The organism is Shewanella sp. GJ50-10 (assembly GCF_055808815.1).
This window is the reverse complement of sequence record NZ_JBVVSS010000001.1, coordinates 1,660,668-1,685,733: the sequence shown is the minus strand read 5'-3', so window position 1 is coordinate 1,685,733 and position 25,066 is coordinate 1,660,668. Positions and strand designations below refer to the sequence as shown.

At 42.7% G+C, this 25,066-nt stretch carries 14 protein-coding genes and 2 pseudogenes; 1 reads left to right on the top strand and 15 read right to left on the bottom strand.

Annotation, left to right across the window (positions count from 1 at the left end; all coding sequences use genetic code 11):
• Positions 1-150: 150 nt before the first annotated feature.
• The 15 genes and pseudogenes from AC0L4E_RS06990 to AC0L4E_RS06920 form a co-directional block, all read right to left on the bottom strand.
• Positions 151-2,412: a TonB-dependent hemoglobin/transferrin/lactoferrin family receptor gene (locus tag AC0L4E_RS06990; protein ID WP_473678584.1), complete on the bottom strand. Its 2,262-nt coding sequence runs from the start codon at positions 2,410-2,412 to the stop codon at positions 151-153.
• A 451-nt stretch (positions 2,413-2,863) separates the two neighbouring features.
• Positions 2,864-4,378: an efflux transporter outer membrane subunit gene (locus tag AC0L4E_RS06985; RefSeq protein ID WP_473678583.1), complete on the bottom strand. Its 1,515-nt coding sequence runs from the start codon at positions 4,376-4,378 to the stop codon at positions 2,864-2,866.
• Positions 4,371-7,559, bottom strand: coding sequence for an efflux RND transporter permease subunit (locus AC0L4E_RS06980; RefSeq protein ID WP_473678582.1), 3,189 nt, complete (start codon positions 7,557-7,559; stop codon positions 4,371-4,373). Before AC0L4E_RS06980 ends, AC0L4E_RS06985 begins: the two co-directional genes overlap by 8 nt.
• Entirely contained in the window at positions 7,559-8,782 is a 1,224-nt protein-coding gene (locus tag AC0L4E_RS06975; RefSeq protein ID WP_473678581.1) for an efflux RND transporter periplasmic adaptor subunit, read from the bottom strand. The genes AC0L4E_RS06980 and AC0L4E_RS06975 overlap by 1 nt, the downstream gene beginning before the upstream one ends.
• Before the next feature lie 682 nt (positions 8,783-9,464).
• Positions 9,465-9,830 (bottom strand): cupin domain-containing protein, encoded by a 366-nt coding sequence (locus AC0L4E_RS06970; RefSeq protein ID WP_473678580.1) that lies wholly within the window; start codon positions 9,828-9,830, stop codon positions 9,465-9,467.
• 96 nt (positions 9,831-9,926) lie between these two features.
• Positions 9,927-10,616 (bottom strand): annotated as a pseudogene (locus AC0L4E_RS06965) (class I SAM-dependent methyltransferase).
• A 174-nt stretch (positions 10,617-10,790) separates the two neighbouring features.
• Entirely contained in the window at positions 10,791-11,009 is a 219-nt protein-coding gene (locus AC0L4E_RS06960) for a DUF7661 family protein (protein ID WP_473678579.1), read from the bottom strand.
• Positions 11,010-11,413: 404 nt separating this feature from the next.
• Positions 11,414-12,454 (bottom strand): OmpP1/FadL family transporter, encoded by a 1,041-nt coding sequence (locus AC0L4E_RS06955; protein ID WP_473678578.1) that lies wholly within the window; start codon positions 12,452-12,454, stop codon positions 11,414-11,416.
• 94 nt (positions 12,455-12,548) lie between these two features.
• Positions 12,549-15,624: pseudogene (locus AC0L4E_RS06950) on the bottom strand (efflux RND transporter permease subunit).
• The gene (locus AC0L4E_RS06945) at positions 15,624-16,727 is read right to left on the bottom strand and encodes an efflux RND transporter periplasmic adaptor subunit (RefSeq protein ID WP_473678577.1); all 1,104 of its coding nucleotides are present in this window, start codon (positions 16,725-16,727) and stop codon (positions 15,624-15,626) included. Before AC0L4E_RS06945 ends, AC0L4E_RS06950 begins: the two are co-directional and overlap by 1 nt.
• Before the next feature lie 136 nt (positions 16,728-16,863).
• Positions 16,864-17,427, bottom strand: a complete 564-nt coding sequence (locus tag AC0L4E_RS06940) for a hypothetical protein (RefSeq protein WP_473678576.1) — start codon at positions 17,425-17,427, stop codon at positions 16,864-16,866.
• Between the two features lie 132 nt (positions 17,428-17,559).
• A complete protein-coding gene (locus AC0L4E_RS06935) occupies positions 17,560-19,113 on the bottom strand; it encodes an arylsulfatase (RefSeq protein ID WP_473678575.1) in 1,554 nt (517 codons plus the stop codon).
• Between the two features lie 56 nt (positions 19,114-19,169).
• Positions 19,170-20,588 carry a DUF1254 domain-containing protein gene (locus tag AC0L4E_RS06930; protein WP_473678574.1) on the bottom strand — a complete coding sequence of 473 codons (1,419 nt, stop codon included), beginning with the start codon at positions 20,586-20,588 and terminating at the stop codon, positions 19,170-19,172.
• Positions 20,589-20,800: 212 nt separating this feature from the next.
• The gene (locus AC0L4E_RS06925) at positions 20,801-21,706 is read right to left on the bottom strand and encodes a LysR family transcriptional regulator (RefSeq protein ID WP_473678573.1); all 906 of its coding nucleotides are present in this window, start codon (positions 21,704-21,706) and stop codon (positions 20,801-20,803) included.
• A 156-nt stretch (positions 21,707-21,862) separates the two neighbouring features.
• Entirely contained in the window at positions 21,863-23,014 is a 1,152-nt protein-coding gene (locus AC0L4E_RS06920) for an anaerobic sulfatase maturase (RefSeq protein ID WP_473678572.1), read from the bottom strand.
• Positions 23,015-23,257: 243 nt separating this feature from the next.
• On the opposite strand from AC0L4E_RS06920, the gene AC0L4E_RS06915 reads away from it, so the two are divergent.
• On the top strand, positions 23,258-24,643 hold the full coding sequence (locus AC0L4E_RS06915; RefSeq protein WP_473678571.1) for a DUF1254 domain-containing protein: 1,386 nt from the start codon (positions 23,258-23,260) through the stop codon (positions 24,641-24,643).
• Positions 24,644-25,066: the final 423 nt, after the last annotated feature.

Below are 25,066 nucleotides of genomic sequence, written 5' to 3'. Positions count from 1 at the left end.
TTATCGGATAAGCTTCTTCATTTTCACTTAGACAATAAAAACCTAGCGAAAATAAAAAGCCTTAAATTCATATTGAATTTAAGGCTTTTTTTAACTCATCGCCAGTTAATTAACTGGCGATAGTTATAACAGATATCAAATCACTATCACTTAAAACGTGTAGTTCAATTTAACGCTGAAGTAACGTCCAGGTTGGCTATAAGTCTCTTCAGTCACACCTAAGTTAGACATCAAAAACTTAGATTGACCAGCCACATCAGCATAATCGATGTACTCAGTGTCAAACACGTTGAATATACCTGAACGTACTGTCCAGTTATCACTCAAGACAAAGTTAGCTGTGACATCGAATACCGCATAGCCAGAAGTATTAAACACTTCATTAAAGCCCATATCAGGCATTCCAGGGATTGGCGGGAAAATATCTAAATCAGTAGTACGATCCATACTGTCAGCAAAACGGACTGTTAAACCGAAGTCCATTTCTGTATTGGCAAGGTAAGTGTGATAATTAATACCCACATTACCTTTAAGCGGACTAACCGAATTTAAGTAGTCACCGTTTTGATCTTCGCCGTGGGTGTAAGCAATGTTACCCCAAAGTTCAATCTCATCAGTAAACCACTGGCTAAATGATGCTTCAGCACCATATAAAGTCACTTCATCATAGTTAATGTACTGGTACTCAAGCGAACGAGGCATTACACAACCTAATGGACCACCACAACCAACAAATTCCCAATCAATATAATCATTAGCTTGAGTATAGAAAGTGGTGAATTCGTATTGAGTATCGCCGTGATGACCACGCACACCCAGCTCGATAGTATGGCTTGATTCAGACTCTAAATCGTAGTTCGCTTGGATCATTACTGGGAATGGCATTTTGCCATCTTTAACTTCAAGCTCACCCCATTTTTGATCTGGCGTAGGCATTTTGTAACCATAAGCGTACTGAGCATACACATTGACGTTCGGCGTCATGTGGTACACAAGACCAAGTTTTGGAGACCAAAAACCATCACTCATTTCTTCAAAATCAGCTGGGTCACGACCCGCTTCTTCAGCCTGATTTTGATCTGGTGTGTTTTTAAAGTAATCGTAACGCAAACCTAAAATCGCATTTAACTTGCCATCATAAAAGGTAATGTCATCTTGAATGAAAGCACCCACACGTAAACTTTTGGTGTCAGCAAATGAGAAAGTATCTGTATCTGAAGGTGTCCAGCTACCATTGTCATCCATCACTTGATAATCACGAGGACGGCTCATTTCTGATTGCTCAACATCCACACCATAAATGATATTGTGGTCATGACCCGTTAGCGATAAAGATTTGCTAAAGGTACTGGCAAAACCTACACGGTATTCATCGAATTGGTAATCTCTGTGCTCATAAATGTCACGAGCCTCACCGTTAGCACCATTGTAGTAATCACGCTTTTCACTTTGATCTGTTTTACCGTAGTACAAAACAAAATCGACATTGTCGTGGATAACACGGTCTTTAGTAGAGCGTAAACGTAGCGAAGTGTTTAACGATTGTGTTTGACGGTCATAGTCAATAGAGCTATTTCCTGCACTATCGAATGTGCTTTCCCAGCGGTCTAGCTGCTGATTCATATAATCAACAGTTAACTGTAAGTTAGTGTCATCATTAAAGTGATATTTACTTTTTATTAAGAAGCTATCTGTCACTAAATCACTATCAGGAAGTGTTTCACTGTAGTTTTGTTGCTCTTCACCTTCACGGCGTTGGTACGTCACTAAGTTATCAAAGTTACCTGCAGAAAACGCACTGGTAAAACCTGCACTGTACTCATCATTCATGCCGGTGTAACCCGCATTCGCTGAGAAGTAGTAATCTTCGCCACGTAAATAGTCATCAGCATCTTTTGATGTCATCACTAATACGCCACCAAGAGCATCTGAACCATACATGGTTGATGCTGCAGCTTTTAAAACTTCAACTTGTTTTAAGCCTTCAACTTCAGTCAAACCACGGCCTGTACCCTCAGCGCCAGGGCCTAATGGAGAAGCATATTGGTTGTTCACACGCACGCCATCCTTCACCATCATGACACGGTTGCCACCAATACCACGGATAGTCACCGAGCTTGGTTTACCAGCACCGCCTTTAACATCAACTGCCGCTTCATTACGGAACAAAGTTGAAAAATCAGTGCTCATATTGCGGGCAATAGCTTCTTCATCAATAACCACGACAGAGCCGGCAACTTGATCAAGCGTCTGTTCCATACGAGAACCAGAAACAACAATCACTTCATGGAAATTTGAGATAGATTGTTTAATTTCTTCTTTTGATACGACTTCTTGAGTCTCTGCTACGACCTGAGGGGATAGTGCAGCAGCGATTGCAGCACTAATTAATTTAACTGAAAGTGGTTTCATCAACGCTATCCTTAATTAAACCTTAATAGGAATTAATCTCATCTTTAATAGCGCAGGAGTCTACCATGAAGATTTTTTCACATAGCGATCACGATCCCAATATTAGCGTGTAGCGATGAATCTCAAGATTTTTCTTCGCCACTGTTTCATAGATGTAAAAACATAGATTGCTAATGTTTGTTTAATTGAAACTAAAGCAGCGGTTTAGGACAACATTTGCATCAAAATGTATCTTAAAACCCAACAAAAACTATTGAAGAATTAACAGTAAACAGATGAAATGCCTTAATGCTTACCTAGAGCCAGTATAAAAATACCATGGACAAACTATAAGGATTTTAGAATGGGTGAAGAATGTAATAAAAAAGAGCTAACACAAATTAATCTGCTAGCTCCTTTTTACAGTCATCGTTGTTTATTTAAAACTAGTACTGATTAATTAACATCTTAATCAGTCAGTTGCCTCTGAACTCTTAACTGATTGTTCATCAACTGAGGGGGCCTCAAGATCAGCGCTATGAACATCTTTTAGCTCTTGTTCAGTCAATACTCCCCCACCTAACGAACGGTAAAGCGTGATCATTGACAATAAACGGTCGCGTCTAACTTGGCTCAAGGTTAATTCGGCATTGAATAAGCTACGCTGAGCATCCATTAAATCTAATGAACTCGACACCCCATTTCGGTATCTCAACATAGCTAAACGTGTGTACTCTTTTGAAGCTGCAACCAAATCTTGCTGCGCTTCAATAGCAAGCTCTGAACGTCTAAAGCTATTCATCGCATCATTTACTTCAAAATATGCCCTAAGCACGGTACTGCGATACGCCAAGTTAGCCTGTTTATATTCTTGCTGTGCAATCTCATATTGCGCGGAAATACTACCAGAATTAAAAATAGGTGCAGTAATTCCACCCAACAAAGACCAAGTCACGCCTTGGCTGTCAAATATGCTACTAAGATCATCCGTTTCGGTGCCGTAACTTCCGCTAATGGTAAACTGAGGAAAGAAAGCTGTTTTCGCCACGCCGACATTGGCGTTAGCCGCTATAAGCGCTTGTTCTGCCGCTTTAACATCAGGACGCTGTGATAACATTTGCGACGGCACACCAACAGCAAAGGTCGTTGGGAATAACTGAATATCTTCTAATAACTCAGTACCCGTTTTTACTTCTAACGGATAATTAAACTCGCCGAGTAATATTTTTAACTGGTTTGATTTAGCTTTTCTTTCAAAGTCTAAATCAGGCAAAGTCACTTTAGCGCTTTGATATTCCACTTCAGCTTGACGCACTTGTAAGCCTGAAATCACCCCGTTCTTTTTACGTAAACGAGACAAATCACGTTCTTTTAAACGGATTTCAACAGTATTCAGGGCAATTTGATAACGCTGCTCGATATCTAACCATTCATAGTAGCGACTAGCCACATCACTAATAAGGCTAATAACTGCTAGGTTTAACGAATCTTGAGCCGAAATAAAATTGGCATATTCCGCTTCACTTCTGCGTCTATTAGCTCCCCAAATATCAAGTTCCCATGATACGACGCCATCTAGGGTAAACTCATTACCGTGCTCAGGATCAGTACTGGTTATTGCACTATCAATAGAGCGTTCAGCCCCAGCTTCTAGCCCTAATGATGGATACAAGGCAGCATCTGTCACAGTCACTTTTGAGCGAGCAGCAATTAATCGAGAGCGCACCGTCTTTAAATCTAAATTTTTCGATAACGCATGAGAAATAAGCACTTGAAGCTCAGGGTCTAAATAGAATTCTTTCCATTTAGATAAACCCAAGTTTGTTTGCGACTCTTGGGCTAGATCATCATGATATTGTTCAGGCACTTCCATTTCAGGCCGCTCATAATCAGGGCCCATAGCGCAGCTAGATAACAATAAAGTTAACCCTAGAGAAACGCCGATTCGAGTCATTTTATGCGAAGGTGTCAGTTGAAAATTAAACATTACCTGCCTCCTGCGCATTTTCTGGTTTTGCTTGAGTCTCAGGTTTAGCTTCAGGTTTAGAACTATTATCTGTATTGCCATCAGCTGATATTTTAGATTTAAGCCAACCTGCCGTAGTCACAAAAAATAGCGGCACCATCACAATACCAATCGAGGTGGCGAACACCATGCCACATAAAATCGGAATCGAAATACTTTGGCGACTCACAGCGCCAGGCCCAACCGATAACACTAGTGGTAATACCCCAAGAATAAATGCCATCGAGGTCATTAAAATAGGCCTAAAACGCATGGTGGCAGCCTCTAAAGCCGCATCAAGTCTATTCTTGCCGTCTTTATGTAACTGGTTGGCAAATTCAACAATCAAAATTGAGTTTTTAGCGGCCATTCCAATAAGCGCAATAAATGCCACTTGGAAAAACAAATTACTTTCCATGCCACTGACTAAAGTCCCCAATGACGCACCTAACATCGCAATTGGTGCAATCAACAATACAGCAATGGGAATAGTCCAACTTTCATATAAAGCAGCTAAAAATAAGAACACAAACAGCATCGCTAACGACACGGCAATGCTGGTTTGATTGGCAGATTGCACCTCTTGATAAGTGATCCCTGTCCATTCGTAACTGAACTCATTAGGCAACATAGGCTTAGCGACCCGTTCAATGGCCTTAATCACATCACCCGATGCGTAACCTTGAGCAGGTGTTGCATTAATCGAAGCGCTACTGAACAAGTTATAGTGAGTCACTGCTGCAGGCCCCACCGTATAATCATATTCAGCCAACACTCCAATTGGCACCATTGCCCCCGTATTTGAGCGAACATAGTAATCTTTTATTTGCTCTGGAAATTGACGGTACTGCTCTTCAGCTTGCACTTTTACCCGATAAACACGGCCGAATAAATTAAAGTCATTCACGGTAGATGAATCTGTAAAGGTTTTAATCGTGCTATAAATATCAGCCACATTCACCCCAATGGCCATGGCTTTCGCTTCATCAACGGTAAGATGTAGCTGCGGAATCGCGCTCTGTAAAGATAAACTCGCCGAGGCAATTTCAGGTTGCAGTTTCAGTGCTTCAACCAATTCATCCGCGGTTTCCATTAAGCCTTTAAAGTTCGTCCCAGAAGTATCTTGTAACTCCATTTCAACCCCAGAGCCATTACCAAGTCCTGGTACTGCTGATGGTAAATACAGATTAAATTCTGCTTCTAAAATGTTATGCAGGGAAAGACGAATATCTTTCATGACCTTTTGCACCGTGGCATCACTTTCAGCTCTATCAACCCAAGGCTTTAAAATCACCTCAAACTGACCGTTTGCTTGGTTAGAACCTGAACGTTTATTTTCCCCCGCAAGGGTAAATGAATAAGCAATGGCAGGATGGGATAACACATAAGCTTCGGCTTTTTTAAGCACAGCTTGTGAGCGGTTAACGGTTGCGCCATCAGGTAAGGTCATATCAATAAATAAACGACCTTGATCTTCATCGGGCATAAAGCTTGATGGTAACGTCGACATGATGAAGTAAACACCACCGACCATTAAGGCAAACAACAAATAACTGCGTTTTGCATGCTTAGTGGTTAACGCCACCAACGCGGTATATTTGGTGGTGCTGATATCAAGCTTATCGTTCATCCATTTGAAAAAACCTGAAGTGGGTTTATCACCCGGTCTTAATAACAAAGCACACAATGCAGGAGATAATGTCAGCGCTACAATTGTTGAAATAAGCACAGCAACAGTAATTGCCACTGCAAATTCGCGATACATAATACCGGTGATCCCAGACAAGAATGACACTGGAACAAATACCGCAGCCAACACTAAACTGGTCGCGACTAATGCGCCCGACAGTTCTTTCATGGCTGAGCGTGTTGCTTCGGCAGGCGATAAGCCGTTTTCATTCATTAATCGCTCTACGTTCTCGACCACCACAATCGCATCATCGACCACAATACCAATGGCGAGTACTAAAGCTAAAAGACTCACGGTATTAATGGTAAACCCAAACGCCAACATGGCAGCGAGCGTACCGATTAACGACACAGGTACCGCAATGGCAGGGATTAAAGTGGCGCGTACATTTTGTAAAAACAAATACACCACTAGAATCACTAATATCAGTGCTTCCACCAATGTTTTAACCACTTCATCAATGGAGTTTTCGATAAATACTGAGGCATCAAAAAACACTTCCCAGTTCATGCCTTGAGGGAATTTTTCGGCAAGTTTTGCCATCTCGGCTTTAACGTTTTTAGTGACTTCAAGTGCATTAGCTCCAGGCAATAGGTAAACCTGTAAAATCGTCGCATTAGCGCCATTAAGCTGAGATTGTAAAGTATAAGAGGAAGAACCTAGCTCGATTTGAGCAATGTCACGTAATCGAATAATCGAACCATCATTATTCGCCCGAACAATAATTTCTTTAAATTGCGGCACACTGCTCATACGCCCTGCCGCTGTGATTGGCAATGTCATGCTTAGCGAGTCACTGTTTGGCTGGGAGCCAATTGATCCCGCTGGGGATTCTTTATTTTGTGCTTTAACAGCATCAATCACATCGGCTGTGGTTAACCCATAACCCGCCATCGTATCGGGTCTTAACCAAACACGCATCGAATAACTTCGAGCACCAGTATTACGCACTCGGCCAACACCGGGAATACGCTTGAGCGCCGATTCAATATTAATGGTGCCGTAGTTACTTAAATAAATCTCATCGAAACGTTCATCACTTGAGGTGAGTGCAAGTTTTAATAACTCAACTGAGGCTTCTTTAGATACCGATACCCCTTCTGTTTGCACATCAATGGGCAAACTGCCCGTCGCTTGTTGAGTTGAGTTTTGCACATCAACGGCTGCGAGATCGGGGTTAGTACCCACATCAAACGTAATAGTGACATTGGCACTACCTGAGTTGGTGCTTTTTGAGCTCATGTAAATCATATTGGGCAAGCCGTTAAGCTCTTGCTCAAGTGGCGTGGCAACCGATTCAGCCGCCGTCGTTGATGTTGCACCAGGGTATGATGCAGAGACTTTTACCTGTGGCGGGGTAATATACGGATATTGATCAATCGGCAGCTGAAACATGGCAATTAAGCCAAGCAACACGATGACAATAGAAATTACGCAGGCATAAACAGGTCGATTAACAAAAAATTGAGCCATTATTTTTGCTCCTGTTCTTGTTCTTGCTCCTGTTGCTTAAGCCCTTGCTTTTTAAGGATGGCATCTTCTCTTTTAAGGTATTCATCAGCCGTTAAAGGTTCAGCTAATTGACCATGTCGTACACGATGCATTCCTTCAACAATAACCAGTTCACCCGCTTTTAGGCCACTTTTAACCACCACACCCATTTGGCCTTGATGCTCAATAACAATAAAACGACGCTCCACTTTATTATCTGGCAATACCACCATGACATAAACCCCGCCTTGCTCAACTTGAGTGGCTTTTTGCGGGATAACAATCGCGTTATTAACTTCATTTAGTTTAATACGAACATTGGTATATTGCCCTGGAAGTAGCTCCCTATTAGGGTTAGGCAGCTCAGCTCTTACTTGGAATGTACCCGTTTCAGGGTTAACTGACGGGTCAGTAAAACCAACATCACCTAAATAACGGTACTCACTGTTATCTGGCAGTGTAATGGTCACAAAGCCTTCTACAGCTTTACCTTCAGCTTCAGCCTCTTGCTGTTCGCTGTAGCTTGTCATACGGCGGCGTGCGTTGAGGTAATCAAGAGCCGACATATTAAAGGTCACGAAAATAGGGTCGACTTGCTTCACTCGGGTTAATAGTGACTGGCCGCTGCTACCCACTAACGCACCAATATCCACTTCAGAGCGGCTCACTAACCCAGAAATGGGTGAGGTAATTTGGGTATAACTAAGTTCAAGTTCAGCTTCTTCTAGCTCAGCTTTACTGGCGGCAAGACTTGATCTTGCTTGTGAAAGTACCGAAATAGCATTATCAAAATCAAGTTGACTGGTAGCGTCTTGCTCATAAAGCGGCTTTAAGCGTTCAACGTCTCGCTTAGATTTATCTAGCACTGACTGCTGTGATTCAACGTTAGCTTTTAATCTGTTTACTACAGCTAAGTAAGGACGATTATCAATGCTATAAAGTAAGGCGCCCTCTTTAATCGCGCTGCCTTCAATAAAGCTTTTATCTTGCACAAACCCATCGACACGTGCCCTAACCTCAACATCTAATGACGCTTGAGTCACCCCAACATAGTTACCAAATAAGGGCACAGTAGCGGTATTAACTTGCTCAACCACCACCAACTTAGGCGTAATTTTTGGCTCTGGCTTTTCACAGCCTGACAATGTTGCGGCAGCGATAATCACTGCTAACGAAAGTACCTTGGGTGTGAAAGACGTTGCCATATTTATACCTGAATCCTTTATGGTTATCGCTTTTAACTTGCTGGTTTATTGATCACAAAAACACTATAAAACAGCAAGATATTGAAGTTACACTTTAACAACAGTGTATGTTCAATTTTCTAACACAGCAAGCAAAGGTTTGAGTAAATTGATAACAATGAATCAAGGAAGTTTGGAATGGTTTATGGTTGACGAGTGCTAACAAAAATTGAGCTAAATAGCGGTATTTTATTCGACTCATGTTTTGTGATGAAGATTAACAAGATTGTTAAATAACTTAACTTGTTAATTAATGACAATCACTAGTGTTGCATGCTGCAAACAAACAATAGCGAAGTCAATCAAACTGACAATATCGACTTCAATAAACAGATTCCACTAAAGCCGATTATGAACAAATATTTTCACCATCAATTTAACCTTTAATCCCCCACTTAATACTAACAGTCCCTCAAAAACGTATCGAACAACGTTAAATACTAAATACTAAATACTAAATACTAAATACTAAATACTAAATGCTAAATGCTAAATGCTAAATGCTAAATGCTAAATGCTAAATGCTAAATGCTAAATGCTAAATGCTAAATGCTAAATGCTAAATGCTAAATGCTAAATGCTAAATGCTAAATGCTAAATGCTAAATGCTAAATGCTAAATACTAAATACTAAATGCTAAATGTTAAATCCATACATCGTTAGGCGCGGTCAATTCTCCATCTTTAGCACCTGTGTTTAACACCCCTTTAGGTTCAATAATCATAATTTTGCATTCATTTTCCGCAAAAGGTTTATGTTCAATGCCTTTAGGCACCACAAACATCTCACCAGACTCTATCGTTTCAACTTTATCTCTAAATGCAATATTAAGTGTACCTTCAATGACAATAAACACTTCATCTGTATCTGGGTGATCATGCCAAACAAACTCACCCTCTACTTTAACTAATTTAAACTGGTAGTCATTCATCTCAGCAATCACCTTCGGTGACCAGTGTGCTGCAAACAGGGCAAACTTACTGTCGAGATTAATCACCTTATTATCCATTTTGGAGTACTCTCTCTATACTGATTAGGAACGTTTAATGTTGAAATTAATGCTCTGAGGAACAAGCCTTAGCATCTGCCTAAAAGGTTTTTTTCATTACAATTTAGCGCAGCGAATAAAGATAAAATTGGGTTGTGTCGCTAACTTTTGATAACGTTCTGCAGATATGGATTTCACTTTGTCGTCTACAAAACCTTCATTTAACCCCGTGATCACTAAACCACTGTCAGTAATCGCTGTCATTAACTCAGTTAACGATCGCCGATAAAAACTCACCTCAACTGGCATTCCTATGGTATGCCATACATCATTTATCAATTCACGTTTAAAGTAATTGCCAGAAGGTGAAACTTCAAAATCCACCATTGGATGGTGCGTAGATAAAACCAGATATCCATTGGGTTTCAATACCCGAAATATCTCAGCAAAAAATAGCGTTAAATCTTCGAGGTAATGGATCATCAACGGACAAATAACGACATCGGCACTACTATCGCCTTCCTAAGGTAAGCCCAAGGATAAATCTTGGCAATATGCACTCACTTTAGTCCCAAGTTTTGACTTAACTAATTCAACCATTTGTGCAGAAACATCAATACATGTCACACGACTGGCCAATTGCTCAACCAAATATTGGGCATAAATACCTGAACCACAACCTAAATCAATCACCTCAAGCTCATTCAACTTACCTAATAGCGCCTTTAATGATGGCCTTTCCAGTAACGCATTGTAAATATTCTCTTGAACAGCTAAATCATATTGTTCAGCATAAGTTGAATACATTTTTGATGTCATTGTGAGCCTCAAACAATAAAAAAACTAAATCGAACATGCTAATAAGTTTAAATCGCTACCAAAAACTCTAGCGCCGTGACTTTGAGAAGAAGTGTTCATGTAATGATGTGAGCATCTGATGAAATGATATCACCATGAATTGATGACATTGGAGAATCAAGTTTATCTTAAGCGAATAACCTCTGTGTTATCAGCCCTAGCACTTTCATGAAAAATATCACCTAAATACCGAGCCAGTTCACTTTCTAACAATTCACTTGGAATGATAACTTCATAAACCCTAGTGCGAAGGCCTGTATTTGAATCGATAAATAAGTGCCACTCACTGTCTACTCTTTTAACTGACATCAACTTTCCAAACACATCAAATTTTAAGAACATAGGGTTTCCCAGATTGGTGTGAAAGTATTTAAACAAAACGACATTAGATAAAAACTCCGTTTATTCACTTTAAGCTTTTATTAACGATGAGTACAAGTTTCATAAAAATTCTTGCCACAATGGTGGTATTTCAACTTCACTGGTAAATTTTACCGCCGACTAAGGCTAAAACGCCCAAAACTAGAGGATATTATACCAAACTCAAAAAAACGATAAGCGATTGAAATAAATACTTTTTAATATGGTCTGATACAGAACGATATGCTATTTAGAAATAAGTGACGGTTCAAATCCGTCCTCAAGTACCACTATCAGTAAAGCTACCTGCCATCGAGCAGATCTTTATGCCTGTAATTTGATACGCCGAAGTCAGGTATCCCTACCCAGCTTCGGTTTACTAGCAATCAGAATTGATAAGATAGAGTGATAAAGTGAACACGATTTTCGCTGTATTCTCCTACTGGTCGCAGTAACTGCAGCTCTGTTGCATAAATTTCAGCCTCTCCCAAATTTTGATACTGATAAGCAATGCCGATTTTATTTCCCGACGCTAAGGTTTTTTGCGCGCCAATACCTAAACGCCATTGCTTATCCAGCGGCAAAACTACGTCGCGATATTCAGCATCAACTGGGCTGGTGTCAATACTAAAACCCGCTTGCCATAACCATTCACCCATTTGATAGCCCGCAGCAATACCCGCTGAATAGGTATCTTGATAATTGGCATCATAGTCACTCCAGCTCTGCCATTTGGCATTTGCCATGATATTTAGCCGCTCAGTCAATTGATGATCGATACCAACATCAAAAGTAGATGGCCAGTTAATCGCTGTGCCTTGTACATCAGCAAATGACTCGTCAAACTCAATATCATGTTCACTGCCATGTTGATAATTAACCCCAATACGAGTTATATCGTTGAGTTTGTATTGTGCCGACAGTGCAAATGTCGGCGCCACTTCTGCACCAGTCATCGAACGCCCAAGTACACTGGCATCAACCGCAGCATATTGAGCGACAACACTCGCACCGAGTGACAGCCGCTCATTCACTTGGTATGCCGCTGAAGCAGTAACACTCAACATCGATATTTTGTTCTGTTTGACAATATTGGCAGGCCTGCCCCCAATACCATTACTATAAGCAACACCGAGCCCACCTGGGGAATTCAGCGCAATTCCTGCTACCCAATCATCATTTAACCGCTGAGCATAAGACAGATGAGGAACGAACTGCTGGCCACTACTTTGTGTTGTCTCGCGCCCAAGCCCTTCAAATTGCGAACTGACATCTATCAGCTGTCCACCCAAAACCATGCTCGAATCATCTAAGCCTGTTAAACCTGCGGCATTAGTAATGACAGCGGAGGCATCTTCACTATTGGTGACACCCGCAACTCCGGCGGTTGCTACGCTTTCAGCGGTGCCAATTTGAGATAAGCTCAATCCCGCTGCCATGGCTGTATTACAGCTAACCATCGCTGCTGATAATGTAAAAAAAGTCTGCTTTTATTCATTTGATATTTACTCAATATAGGCACTACTGCGCTTTAATTTTATGGATCATGGTGTACATCACGGGGATGACGATAAGAGTCAAAATGGTGGCAAAACTAAGCCCGGCCATAATGGCGACCGCCATGGCCTGAAAGAAGCCATCAAACACCAAGGGGATCATGCCCAGCACTGTGGTCACGGCGGCCATGCTGACTGGACGTACCCTAGATACAGATGCATCTACTACGGCAAGATAGGCCTCTTTACCTTCTGACAGTTGCTGCTTTATCTCTTCCACCAGCACAATGGCATTTTTAATCAACATGCCCGACAGACTCATGGTTCCGAGTAACGCTAAGAAGGTAAAAGGCATATTGCTGAAATAGAGCCCGACCACCACACCTATCAGTGCGAAAGGCACCACTGTCCAAATCACCGCAGCATCTTTATAGGAGGCAAACAGGAAAATAGTGATAAGTACCATCACCAAGTAACCACCACCGAGTTTTTCACTTAATGCAATCATCGAATCTCGAGAGGATTCGAATTTCCCCCCAAGTCAGGCTGTATCCTTCGGGAAGCTCAATGGCTTCAACTTCAGCTTTAAATGAACTTAAAACTGACGCGGTAGTGCTACTACCCATAGGGCTTTCGTCGGTCATCGCCATGATGGTGCGTTTGCGGTCGCGGCGCATAATGACTGGATCTTCAAACTCAACCGATACCTGCTTTAATACTTGGCCTAGGTTGACGTACTGACTTAATTCATGACTCCAGATCTGCAACTCATTAATGCCACCAATGTCCACTCTCTCTTGTTCTGGCGGTTGAATGACGATTGGCAGTAAGTCGCTACCATCACGATAGAGACCAACTGTTCGACCAGAGAAGTTCGCCAACAGTACGCTATCGACTTGTGCTTTGCTGATCCCTAATGAACGGCCTGCTGCATCATTAAATTGTGGCCTAATGACCTTGGTGCGCTCACGCCAATCATCTCTCACTGCTGATGCATCTGGCACTTGCTCCATGATTAATTTAGCTTGAGCTGACAGGCTTCTCAACACATCGGGGTCGGGGCCGACAAATCGAGCTTCCACTCGACCATCGGGCGCAGGTCCCATCTCAAAGCGCTTAAAATTATAAGTCGCGCCAGCAAACTCATCCTCGATGAGGGTTTCAATATCAGTCATCACCTCTTTGAGACGATCGAGATCTTTAACCGTAATCAGCAAGTTGCCATAGTTGTTGTAGAGTTTTTCCGGTTTATAGGCGAGCATAAACCGCACATGCCCACCTCCAATACTTGAGGACACTTGCTCAACTTCAGGGTGCGCCAGTACCGCTTGCTCCATTTTTCGAATGTGCTCAGCGGTGGCGTTAATGTCAGAGTTATATGGCAACCACGTGTCGACCATAAATTTTGGCAGGTTCATTGGCGGAAAGAACTCATTCTTAAGCATACCAAAGCCCTTTACCGAACCTAGCAGCAACACGATTAGCAGCAACATGGTGATTTTGCGGTAACGAATGCAGAAGGTCAGTAGTGCGCGATAACTAGTAAAAATCACACCTTTATAAGGATCTTCGAACTCTCCAGCTTGGGCAACTTTGACATTCTTAAACAGCCGTTCGGCCAGAAATGGAGTAATACTAATTGCAGTTATCCAACTCAGCGTGAGAGAGAACAGCACCACCCAGAACAAGCTGCCAACTAATTCACCTGAGATATCTTCTGATAAGCCGATAGGAGCAAAAGCAGTAACAGCAATAACCGTTGCACCTAACAGTGGCCATTGAGTTTGCTTAACAATATCCACCGCAGCATCAAAACGTGTTTTACCGCGCTTCATACCAATAAGAATACCTTCCACCACCACAATGGCATTGTCGACCAACATCCCCAACGCAATAATAAGCGCACCAAGAGAGATCCGTTGTAGGTCAATGGCCATCTGTTCCATGGCCATAAATGTACCCATAACACTGAGAATGAGTACGCTACCAATAATAAAGCCACTTCTTAGCCCCATCGTCAGCAACAGCACAAATATCACAATCGCCACGGCTTGGATTAAGCTAATAACAAAACCGTCCACCGCCTTTTCAACTTGCTCAGGCTGGTTATAGATAAGCTCCAGCTCCATTCCCATTGGTCGGTGCTGCTCCAATGAATCAAGCAAGTGATTAATGCGCTCACCAACAGTGATGACATTCTCCCCGCGTAAGAACGAAACGCCAAATTCCAGTGCTGGCTGACCATTAATAGTCATCATCTTAATTGGCGTTTGTGCATAACCGAGCTTAACCTCGGCAACGTCGCTTAAGTAAAGACGTGCATCACTGCCTTTAGGACTAATCACCAAATCTCTCAGTTCGCCAATATTGGAGAATTCACCGGTAGGCGACAGACGAACGGTGTCATTTTGCACCCGAATTCGCCCCGCGTTAGACACCACATTTTGCTGCGCTAACAGTGATTCAATATGACTAACAGGGATCTCCAGCGCCGCAAGTTTACGTTTCGATAGCTCAATAAAGACCTGTTGCTGCTGAGTACCCGCAACGCTCACTTTACTAACTCCCTCAACCGTCACCATCTCCCGTCGCAGGTAGTCGGCATAGGACTCAAGCTCTGCATAACTGTAGCCCTCACCGGATATGCCCCAAATCATGCCAAACACATCACCAAAATCATCATTAACCACTGGCTTGCCTGCGCCAGGGGGTAAGCCCTTTAAGTCGCCAATTTTTCGTCTAACTTCATCCCAAATTTGTGGCAGGTACTTGCCGGTATATTGCGACTGCATCATGACTTCAACTTGGCTAAGTCCAGCCGTATTCACTGACTTGATGTACTTAACGTAGGAGAGTTGCTGCAGTGCATTTTCAATCGGCAGTGACAACTCCTCCTCAACTTGCTCAGCCGAAGCACCTGGATAAGTGGTCACAATCATCGCTGAACGTGGCGTAAACTCAGGATCTTCCAAACGACCTAGGTCTTGAAAAGCAAAATAACCGCCAATTCCCAGTAACAAGATAATTAACCAGCTAATGACGCCATTTTTAATAAAAAATCCGGCAATACCGTGGCTGCTCTTCTCTGTAAGACTATCCATTACAGACCTCGCTCACGAACCATAGGTCTGATTTGCTGCCCTTGTTCCATACGAGTTGGTGCTGCGGCAATGATCCGCTGCCCCACCTTTAAGCCCGCAGTGATAATCGCACCACCTTGTTCTATTCGACTTAATTGCACCTCTTGCTGTGCAACGCGATGAGTTTCGTCTACTAACCAAACAAAAGATTTTGCGTCATCCAAAGCAATTTTCTCATCACTGAAAACCGCAGCTAACGGTACTTTAACTCGTGCAGATGGACTGGCATGTTGCGGTAAACTCAATGACAGCTCGGCACTCATTCCAGGGAGGATCCGCATCGACTTTGGCGACAACATCGAAAATGTCACTTGGTAGCTAAGTGCACCTTGGCTACTGTTCTTTTGCATCTCCTTAAATCGAGCTTTTATCTCAGTATCGGGGTAAGCGTCTAACACCACTTTGGCATTGAAATTTATCAGCTGTTTGGGGTCGAAGCGTTCAACGAGCCTTTCTGGTAAGTCGAAACTGACTTGCTGTAGAGACTCGTTTTGAAAAGATAAAATAGGTTGCGCGACGGCGATGTGATCATGTTGGTCAACATGGTTTTTAGCGACAACGCCGGAAAATGGAGCTCGCAGCTCAGTGTACTTAAGGTTTTGATTCGCTTGTTCTAAGGTTGCCTTAGCCACCAGCATTTGTGCCAAAAGCGTATCTGCTTCAGACTTTGAGGCTAAACCTTTATCAGTAAGTAACTGAATGCGTTTGTATTGCGCCAGAGCCAGATCATACTTAGCCGCCGCGTCGTCAACTAGGATACTGAAATCGGAATCATCTAAGGTGGCAATTAACTCGCCTTTAGCCACTTTTTGCCCCTCAACTACATCCAGTAATTCCACTTGACCATTGACCCTGAAAGCCAATTCAGTGCTTTGCTCAGCGCCAACAACGGCAGAAAAGCGTTTTTCACTATTTGGATTCACAGCTTCGACCATGGTGACTTTTGCTGGTCGAATTAACTCAGGGGTTTGCGGTGCGCTGTCGTCCTGCTGAGCATTACAGCCAAACAGCGCTGATGAACTCATTAAGGCAAGCATTAGTTTGTGGTTTTTAACGTCAATCATCTCTTGCTCCAAACTCCTGCAATAGTGCATGGAGGTTATGGGTTGTCATGCCAAGATTGACCGTCAAACACCTACGGTTTTATGTACGCCGAATAGAAACAGGCTTAACAGTCTTACTGTGACATTGCGTTAATCGTTAGAATCGGGCGCGATAGGTTATCCAAGCGTTGTTATCACTGTCGCCAGTAATTACCACCACATTGTCTGAGTCGACCTTGTAGCCGATTTGAAATTCAGCGGAGAATTTTCTGGTTTCTTCACCATCTAAGCCGTAGCTATATTGCGGTGCGATCTGTAAAAAGAATTTTTCGGCAAAATCGTATTTGATGTAGTTAACACTGGAGATAATGCGTGTTTCTTTGAACTGGTCTTTTGCCTCCCAGCTTTTGCCATAGGTTAATGCACTGTATAGCTTTACTTTCTCGGATATCGGGAAGACTTGCATTACACCGAATGTGGCATAATTACTGGTGATGCCATCAACAGAGAAATCATGACCAGCGTCAATAAACAGCCCGGTTCCGGTCTTTTTATTGGGCGTAAAAAAGCGTACTCGGTAATTTTCGAAATTATTCTTTGCTTCTAACTTGCCTAATGCTCCCCAATCGCCTTTAGAAACCCCAAATTGAAAGGTAGCCCCGAGTCCTTTATTACCAGCGATTATTTCACCACCGGTATAAACTGACATCGGATCTGTCATATCCGCGGGCTGCTCCTGAGCAATGACGAACGGCGCAGTTATCAATGCCAATAGTCCCAACAATATTTTTTTATTCATCGCTCTTCCCCTGCAATCAACAAAGGGGCGCACCGCAGAGTACGCCCCTAATTGCTACTTCTTGCTATTGTCTTCAACCACTGATTTATCGTTCATACCAATTCCGCCGTTTGTTAAACGTGGAGGGTAAGCTTTCAATGTCTGTTGATGTTGACCGACAGCCTTAAGCAGCTTAGGTAGCACCCATGTTTTCTCTTTCATCCATAGGAACCAGCCGCGAGTGTCAGGAGAACGTTCAAACGGGTCAGCTTTAATGTTGAGGATCATGCCCAAAGGCCACTCATCTGCAGGTGCAATCCATTCCGTTTTGGTTTTAAGGTGTACTTTCCACTCATCGACGCGGAAGGCATTTAGGCTACTTTCGTTATAGAAGAAAAACTCATGACGATTACTCTTACCACCTTCAGTTAGCATCTCTAATTGGTTGTAACCATCAATATGCACCTTGTAGGTTTCGCCATTAATCTTCTTACCCGTGAGTAAATCTTGCTTAATATCAGCATCACCTGCAGCAGCCATAATTGTTGGCACCCAATCTTCTGCCGACATTAGGCCGTCAGTGTATTCACCTTGTGGTATTTTGGCTGGCCAGCTCACTAGCATGGGAACACGGAAACCGCCATCCCAAGTGGTGCCTTTTTGGCCACGGAAAGATGCCGCGCCAGAATCAGGCCAATGGTCTAGGTTCACGCCATTATCAGAGGTAAATAGAATGATGGTGTTATCGATCTCACCGGTCGACTCTAGCTTATCGAGCAAAACACCAATTTGATCATCTAGCTCTACAAGGCCGTCGTAGTAGGTATTGTGTTGACTAGCACCTTGATACTCTGGTCGCACGTGGGTTTTCTGGTGCATACGTGTTGGGTTGTACCACATGAAGTACGGCTGATCGTCGTTGGTTGCTTCATGCTTATCTAGCCAGTTGATTGCAAAGTCCAAAAACTCACCATCAACAGTCTGCATACGCTTGGCACCAAGTTCACCTTGGTCACTTATCGTTTGCTTACCCACGACACCAAAGCGTGGGTCGACGGTATCGTCAAACTTATCGGTAGCAACGGTGTGGATCATATTGCGGCCACGACCTTTAAAGTTTGGGTCTTTTGGAAACTCAGGCTGCTCATGCATCTCCATCACGTTCAAGTGATAAAGGAAACCGTAGAACTCATCAAAACCATGAACCGTTGGTAAATGCGGATTGTTGTCACCTAAATGGCTCTTACCAACATGTACTGTGGCATAGCCTTTGTCTTTCAACATCTCAGCCAGTGTTGGATCTTCTTTTTGCAGACCACGAGTCGAACCCGGCTGACCAACCGAAGTTAAACCGGTTCGAATTGGATATTGGCCAGTGATAAATGCTGAACGTCCAGCCGTTGAACTGCCTTGGGCATAGTAATCGCTGACCATCATGCCACGCTCTGCAATACGGTCGATATTTGGGGTGCTGACTGCGCCTAAACCGCGGTGATATGCCGAGATATCCATGGTGGTAACATCGTCGAGCATAATAGCAACTACGTTAGGTTGCGACGACGCTGCCGACACACCTGTTGAGGCCACAACTGCAAGTGCAATTGCTGACTTGGTTAAGGTATTAACCATAATGACTCCTAGGTCTATTTCATTTAGTAATGTGAAATAAGTAATGTGAAATGTGCTTAAAGGTTTTGAATAGCTGGGACTGTCCACTTCATCTCAAGGATCTCTTTCGACGGAATGTAAAGTCTTGCCAGTACGTAGAAATTGCCATCTGGTGTGGGAAGCCAGTTAGCGGATTTATCACCTTCGGGTTGGTCATGTTGTAGGTGGATGTCGAAGGAGCCATCACCATTTTTGTCGAGCTCAGTGAGGTTATTAACGCTATAGCGCTTAATCTCATTGCTCACCAAAAGCTTAGTTTTAGCGTCGTAAACCGTGAGTGACCAAAAAGCACCGACCGGTGGCGCTTGGTCAAAACTCATCTTGTAACCTTGGTTGCCATTAAGTGGTTTACCATTGCCGTCGGTATAAGTGATGGGGTAAATAGCTTCGTTGGGACCTTGCCCGCCTAAGTAAGGCCCAGCTATCAACGAGCGCAGAGCATTGTCGTCACCAAAGTCATCAAGCTCAAAAGCGTAAAACCAACCATCCTTTATCTCTAAGGTATTTGGGTTAGCAACTTGGGCATTAATAATCTGCTGAGCATCCGCCATTGCTTGTTCAAGCACTTGTAACATTTCAGCTGAGAGTTCAGTGGTGTCGAAGCCATGCTCTGTTAAGCCAATTTTTTCGAATTGTCCAAATAGTGCCTGTTGACGTTCATCTAATGGATTGTGTTTTACATATTGCGCAAGTTCAGTGAAGAAGCGCAGCGGATCAGCTTCATTTCCAGGTCGAGGGCTCAACTCGGTTGCCACCGCTTGACTCGGCTCCCCCAAGTATTCGCTCAACGGTGTCAGTTCATACTTATCCTGTACTGCATGCACATTGGCGTAATCTTGTTCGCCTAAAACTTGGGTACGTCCCCACAACCAAACTTTTTCAGTTGGCGCTTCAATCACTTTGGTATTACGCGGCGCCTCACCTTCCCAGCCAGGAGGCACGATAAGGAACTCTTTCGCTAGACTGCCAGTCTCACGCGTACCGACGTATTGAAAAAGGTTGTGCCACATGTCAAACATATTGATGACAAAGTATCTATCAGTGACATCAGGCACAGATAACACAATCGGCTCTGCAGAAACGTCCAATACCGCAGAGGAATAAAGCGTATCTCGGTTGGCCGTTGGCATATCTTTATCTGCTGGCGAACTGAGTCTTCGTGCGTGACCAAACTCATTCAAAGGAGCGCGGTAACTGGTGTCCGCTTGAGGTGCACTAACATCAGTGTATTGACGGGAAATCTGCTCCATTCTGACGAGAGCAGCCCCCCACAAGTAGGCGTTGACGCCCAGACTATAGGTTTCGCCAAGTAAGCTCTGCTGGATAGTTAAGGTTTGTTCAGATTGAGTATTTTGCGAACTGGCCTGCGCATAACAGATAGGCGAGCTGGCAATAGCGATCGCTAAAGCGACTTTAGCTAGGTGACTTTTAATCATAGTGTTTCTCCGTTTTTTTAAACAATAAATAAAAACGGATGAAAAAGGGTTGATAGTGATTATTACGTTATTTAATAGTCACCAATTTGAAAATAAGGTCATGTAAAAAAAGCTTTTTTAGCATCACCAACGAGGGCAGCAGCGCTGAATTATCTGTGTAAAACAGCGCTATGAGAGAATATTAAAAAGGGAAGAATTGCCGAAGATATTAACTAGCTTTTCATTAAAGAAATAATTTCCTGCTCCAACCAATCGGTTAACGGATTATGTCGGTTACTTTGGTGGGTAAATAAGGCATAACTGCGTCTAAACGTATCTTTGTAAAGCTCAGAAGGTAACGCCTCAAAGCGATAACGTTGATCTAAAACATTAGCGAACTTCTCTGTTGCAACGCAGATATAATCACTATCTTGTACCAACTTCAGCATCATACTCATGTCACTACAGCGTAAGTTGATATGGCCATCTAAAGCGTATTTCTTCATCAGCATTTCAGCCTTTGAAGGTTCGGTATAACCCGGAATAGTATTCAGACAGATTGGAAATTTCAGCACCTCGGTCAATTCATTGCTGACTAGCGGGTGCTGCTTTCGCATTATCAGCATGAATTTGTCGTAACCAAGATCCCGCTGGTACAGCACCTTGTTAGTATCCATTGGCAAATAAGATATCCCCCACGCTTTGGGGTTACGCTCCAGCAGCTGCACGGCATCATGCCCCCAATGAGCACACTCTACGGTAAGCTTCGGAGCTAGTTTTGTTAACTTACCCACCAGCGGTGCACCTATAACAGCCATCAACGGAGAAGGCAGCAACAATTTCAACTCTCCAGACATATCAGCAATATTCCACTGCTCTTTGTCTAAATACAGCTGCTCCATCTGCTCAAGCAAATCTGGTAACTTAGCGATAAGCGTTAAACATTTAGCTGTTGGTTCTAACTGCGTTTTACTGCGAACAAACAGCTCATCATTAAACTGCTCACGGAGTTTTTTCAGCATAACGCTAATGGTTGGCTGACTGACATTTAGTACTTTAGCCGCTTGCACTGTTTGTCTTGTTTCATTTAAGACCAGTATCAAGCGCAACAAATTATAATCGTTCGATGTGACAACCATTGCTGCTCCAATTAAACATGCTCAATATCTTCATCCATCCGCCCAAGCTTAACTATCACATGGATTGAATAGACTTTAACCTAAGCATGACTTACAAGCTATGAACTCTGTCTAAATCAATAATACCCACTTGTGTTATAGCCATTGGCCAACAAGTTAGAAAATAGGAAAAAACGCCGGTGAATAGCCTTGTTTCATGGCATCGACCATAGGTAACATTTTCGGTAACGCATGCTTAAAAAATATCTCATAGCCTTCGCACAGCACATTATGGTTTTCACCCTGAGCTGTTTTTTGGGTTCGATTTTTAGGGCAACCGCCGTTACATAGCTCAACAAAATCACAGCTACGACACTTAGCACTTAAGGTTTCATATTTAGCAGCACCAAATTGTAATTGCTGCTCACTATTTGCCATCACTTTTAAGCTAGCTTGATGGTCATTAAGTTTGAAATCACTATAGCCATAGTGATCACAGCTATAGACTGAGCCGTCCGTTTCGACCATTAACTGCTGACCACAAGTGCGACTGTGATGACACATTTGGCTTTGATGTCCCATCAATATCATCAAACAATTTTCAAAGAACTGGATATACACTTTCCCGACATCTTTTTCACTCCAAAGGTCGAACAATTCGCAAAGGAACAAGCCCCATTGTTTACCTGTAAGTGACCAGTCATGATCTGAGCGACTATCAAGCTCATGGTCAATACAAGGTTGAAATTGCATATAACCACTGCCCGCTTCTTTCAAAAATGGATAGATATGCTTAGCGTGACGATAGGTCTTATTATTCACCACTGTTAGCGTATTAAATTCTACCTTATGGTTTTTAAGGTGCTTAATCCCCCGCATGGTGCGCTCGAATGAAGAGTGACCTTTTTTATCGATACGTGCGATATCATTCAGTAGATTTGGGCCATCAATACTGACCCCAAGCATAAAGTTATGATCAGAAAAGAACTGCGCCCAACGTTCATTAATCAAGGTGCCGTTAGTTTGCATCGTATTCATCACCACTTTACGCGTGGTGGTCTCTTGCTGCTGTTTGATGGCCTTTCGATAAAAATCCAATCCTCTAAGCATTGGCTCACCACCATGCCAAATGAAGTCGACCTTTTCAGCTCGATTAGGTTGTGACTGAATATGATCCTTCACCAACACTGCCATTAGCTCTTCGCTCATCGAGCAATTTGTATCAGCATCATCTAAGTGATTTAGGTAATAGCAATAGCTGCAATCTAGATTGCATTTTGCCCCTTCCGATTTAATGAACAGACTAAAAGGTAAATTAAGGTTATTCATACAAGTCTCCAAACGTCTTTATTTTAAAATAGAGACGATTAAAGCTAGCCACAATAGCCTGAAAAATCCTTCAAACTTGCCAAGCAAAAAAAACCAACCGCACAGAAGGATAAAACCCCAATTAAAACAGAGGTATAAATAAAAACACTGACGCTATTAATAATCTTGATATTCACTATTTAACATTTTTTATGCCTGCTCTCATACACTCTGTTCACCGCCACTAATTACACAAGGCTTAATATGAAAAAACGAATTCTCTACCCACTTATCTGCTCGATAATGAGTGTATTTTGTGCCTCTACAGTAACGGCTAATTCCATTGACCCTGAAGAAGAGCTCGCTTACAACTTAGGGGTGCAAGCCTTTATCTATGCAGCCGGCCCACTGACCACTTCGCAAGTTAGAAAGACATCAACCGCCACCGATTTTCCATTAAATAATGGCATGGCTCCGATGAATCAAATGGGCAAAACCCAGCAGTTATCTGGGCCAGAAAGCCGAATTGTTCCCACAGTCAATAACGATACCCTCTACTCTCAGTCGCATATAAATCTTAATGATACTGGACCATTAGTGATTGAAGTGCCACGCACTGATAATCGCTATTTCATCGTTCAGTTGTTAGATAACTATACCGAATCAATTGAAAACCTAATCACCGAAAACGTTGGCACTCGAGGAGGAAAGTTTCTGTTAGTGAATCAAGGCTGGCAGGGGGATGTTCCACAAGAAATCGACAGAGTAATAGAATCTAAAACGCCGTTAGTTTGGTACATTCAACGTGTTGGTGTCGCTGGTAAGCAAGATCTACAAGCAGCAAACAAAGTTAATGCTGGTTTTATTAATTATCCACTTGCTGACCTTGGCCAGCCGCAACTGCCAGTGAATTTAACTAAAGCAACGGGTGGGATCCCGCCAATGACCCGCCCTGATGGTCTAGAGTGGTTCAAATTGATAGACCAAGAACTACGCACTAACCCGCTCGCAAAAGACGCACCGATTGTTGATCAGTTTAAGTACATCAATATTGGCCAAGCCCAACCGTTTGACGAACAGAACTTGTCGGAAGCACAAAAACGCGGCTTAATGCGAGCGCTCAGTTCTGCCCAGCAAATTATCGCTTATGCTGGCCGTGATTTAGGCATTAAGAACAATGGCTGGTCGATGATGTATGAAGGTGGGGTTTATGGCACTGATTACCTGAGTCGAGCCAGTATTAACTTTAGAGCAGCTGGACTTAATACTAAAGAGCGAGCACTCTACCCTAACCGCTACACAGACTCTAATGAGCAACAGCTAGATGGCAAATACCAATACAGAATGACTATGCCTGCCGATGCACCAGCAAAAGCATTCTGGTCTGTTACTATGTATGACGCAAAAGATCTTTATATGATTGAAAACCCGATAGACCGTTACTCAATTTCAAGTAATCGTCCAGATGAACTCGTTTATAATCGCGACGGCACGCTCACCATGTGCATTCAGCATGAACAACCTACCGAAGCAAACTGTAACTGGTTACCAGCACCTAAAGGTGATTTTTATCTGCATATGCGCCTCTATGAGCCAAGTGAGGCGGTATTAAACAACCAATATCAATTACCTGAAGTCTTTAAGAAGTAGCTATACTTACCAAAGCATGACCCGGGGAAATGGATTTCTCCCTCCTTTTTCAATGGACTTACTGACTAATACATTGAGCATGATATTCATTATTCTCCAGCCCTTTACTTCAATGTTCTCTTCTTTAGCTCCAATTTTAATTCGATGATGAGTGTTGTTGCACAGTTAACGCCCCAATCAAGCGACGAGCGTTGAATTGCATTGTTGAATTGCTTTGTTGAACAAAACCACTATGCGGCAATAAAGACAAACGAATTCATTAGTAAGCCTGATTAACTAAACTAAAAGGTGTGATAACACCAATGTATTTGAGGTGAATAACCGCATTAAGGGCGAGAGAATATTAACGACAAAAGTGAAGATTGAAGAGGATTCTAGCACTTAATGATGAATACAAATGGCTTGAAACTGTTGCAGCCATTA

Bases quoted from the DNA above. Each gene is read 5' to 3' on its own strand.
- AC0L4E_RS06990 (WP_473678584.1), bottom strand. From the start codon at position 2,412: ATGAAACCACTTTCAGTTAAATTAATTAGTGCTGCAATCGCTGCTGCA.
- AC0L4E_RS06985 (WP_473678583.1), bottom strand. From the start codon at position 4,378: ATGTTTAATTTTCAACTGACACCTTCGCATAAAATGACTCGAATCGGC.
- AC0L4E_RS06980 (WP_473678582.1), bottom strand. From the start codon at position 7,559: ATGGCTCAATTTTTTGTTAATCGACCTGTTTATGCCTGCGTAATTTCT.
- AC0L4E_RS06975 (WP_473678581.1), bottom strand. From the start codon at position 8,782: ATGGCAACGTCTTTCACACCCAAGGTACTTTCGTTAGCAGTGATTATC.
- AC0L4E_RS06970 (WP_473678580.1), bottom strand. From the start codon at position 9,830: ATGGATAATAAGGTGATTAATCTCGACAGTAAGTTTGCCCTGTTTGCA.
- AC0L4E_RS06960 (WP_473678579.1), bottom strand. From the start codon at position 11,009: ATGTTCTTAAAATTTGATGTGTTTGGAAAGTTGATGTCAGTTAAAAGA.
- AC0L4E_RS06945 (WP_473678577.1), bottom strand. From the start codon at position 16,727: ATGATTGACGTTAAAAACCACAAACTAATGCTTGCCTTAATGAGTTCA.
- AC0L4E_RS06940 (WP_473678576.1), bottom strand. From the start codon at position 17,427: ATGACAGATCCGATGTCAGTTTATACCGGTGGTGAAATAATCGCTGGT.
- AC0L4E_RS06935 (WP_473678575.1), bottom strand. From the start codon at position 19,113: ATGGTTAATACCTTAACCAAGTCAGCAATTGCACTTGCAGTTGTGGCC.
- AC0L4E_RS06930 (WP_473678574.1), bottom strand. From the start codon at position 20,588: ATGATTAAAAGTCACCTAGCTAAAGTCGCTTTAGCGATCGCTATTGCC.
- AC0L4E_RS06925 (WP_473678573.1), bottom strand. From the start codon at position 21,706: ATGGTTGTCACATCGAACGATTATAATTTGTTGCGCTTGATACTGGTC.
- AC0L4E_RS06920 (WP_473678572.1), bottom strand. From the start codon at position 23,014: ATGAATAACCTTAATTTACCTTTTAGTCTGTTCATTAAATCGGAAGGG.
- AC0L4E_RS06915 (WP_473678571.1), top strand. From the start codon at position 23,258: ATGAAAAAACGAATTCTCTACCCACTTATCTGCTCGATAATGAGTGTA.